General features: G+C 46.8%; 2 protein-coding genes and 1 pseudogene. All 3 read right to left on the bottom strand.

The features are described from left to right. Positions 1 to 262, bottom strand: a 262-nt coding sequence (locus BHE85_RS15100) for an IS1-like element transposase (protein ID WP_064195240.1), incomplete at its 3' end; no start/stop codon positions are given. 627 nt (positions 263 to 889) lie between these two features. Further along, a pseudogene (locus BHE85_RS15090) lies at positions 890 to 1357 on the bottom strand (hypothetical protein); the annotation flags it as partial. An 8-nt stretch (positions 1358 to 1365) separates the two neighbouring features. Further along, positions 1366 to 1600 (bottom strand): integrase core domain-containing protein (locus tag BHE85_RS15085; RefSeq protein WP_146627965.1); only part of this gene is annotated, 235 nt, incomplete at its 5' end.

Below are 1600 nucleotides of genomic sequence, written 5' to 3'. Positions count from 1 at the left end.
CTGAGTTTTTTAAGTGACGTAAAACCGTGTTGAGGCCAACGCCCATAATGCGTGCACTGGCGCGACATCCGACGCCATTCATGGCCATATCAATGATTTTCTGGTGCGTACCGGGCTGAGAGGCGGTGTAAGTGAACTGTAGTTGCCATGTTTTACGGCAATGAGAGCAGAGATAGCGCTGATGTCCGGCAGTGCTTTTGCCGTTACGCACCACGCCTTCAGTAGCGGAGCAGGAAGGACATCTGATGGAAATGGAAGCCACGCAAGCACCTTAAAATCACCATCATACACTAAATCAGTAAGTTGGCAGCATTACCCCTCCTTTGCACCAGAATAAACGCCAGAGACCTGAAATTGCGAGTACACTACAGAAATTGTACTGCCGGTCCCATCAGCATAAAACCATAGTTACACAGGTAATCATCATTATTCGCCAAGATAATAAATATTATTCGGTAGAATAGCGTTCTCAGGTGGTCAGTAAAATTGTCTTCAACAAGATGTCTGCGCATCTCGTCTGCTAGCCCTACATAACTGCTCTCGACCGAAACTATTTATTGAATGTTCACCAAGGTGGGCGTGGAGACAAAATGACGTCTTTTGGTATTAGCTACCTGAGCCACATGGTCAAAACGTTCAAGTAGCATAGCGAAACCACCCTGCCCACGTAATGTGGACGATGCAGCTTCCAGCCAGAGCAAACTTGGGACCATCGACTACAAAATGAAGAATACTGAACTGCTTTTCTGGCAGGCCTATATACTGCACGGATATGGGTGATTTCAGACACAAAAAAAGCCGCTCTTGAGCGACTCGATTTGCATACGGTGTGGTGCGAAGGCCGCACCGCGATTCCAGACTCAACAATATGAAATCAATCCATTCAATACTACTCATCATCGTCTTCCACTGGTTCCAGCACATCAAGCGCAACTCGCACCATAGCGATAGAACCAATACGAATGAAAGCATCTTCTCCATCTTCGTCGGTTATCATAAAACGATCCGTGGTTTCAGGCTCGCAATCCAGCGCGTCAAAAAATGCATTCAACTGGCCGATATCATCCGTCTCTTCGTTTTGCGGCGCATCTGGCTCAACACTCAGTGGAATCACTGGTCCGCCGTTTACCAGCGTGATATGGACATTAAAATAATCGTCTTCGTAGGCATCATCGTCTTCGTCAACGATTGGCCGCAGACCATCAGAAAGGAACTGATGAAATACCACTTCACGCATATTTAACGCATAACGATACTCGGAAGAATCAAAAACGAAGAAGCGTTCTATGTTTGGGGTGTTTTTTTCCTGAAAATAATAATAAAACCTCCGCTTATCCGCTGCTGAAATGGGCAACAGTGAAGTGGTCAACAAAAACTGGCCACCGAGTTAGAGTTTTTCCAGTATCGATTTTCCGATTCGTTTGGGGGTAACCCACCGTTATATTCGTGCGGTCTTAGTGCGCTGTAATATCCAACGATATAGTCCGTTATGGCGTGAGCTGCCTCGCTGAAGCTTACGTAACCCACCACCGGCATCCATTCGTTCTTCAGACTCCTGAAGAAGCGTTCCATTGGGCTGTTATCCCAGCAGTTTCCGCGC

Origin of the sequence: Shigella sp. FC1567 (assembly GCF_001743015.1) — a bacterium.
In the GTDB taxonomy this organism is placed as follows: domain Bacteria; phylum Pseudomonadota; class Gammaproteobacteria; order Enterobacterales; family Enterobacteriaceae; genus Escherichia; species Escherichia coli.
The sequence above is the reverse complement of the archived record's forward strand: the minus strand, read 5'-3'. Positions and strand labels throughout refer to the sequence as shown.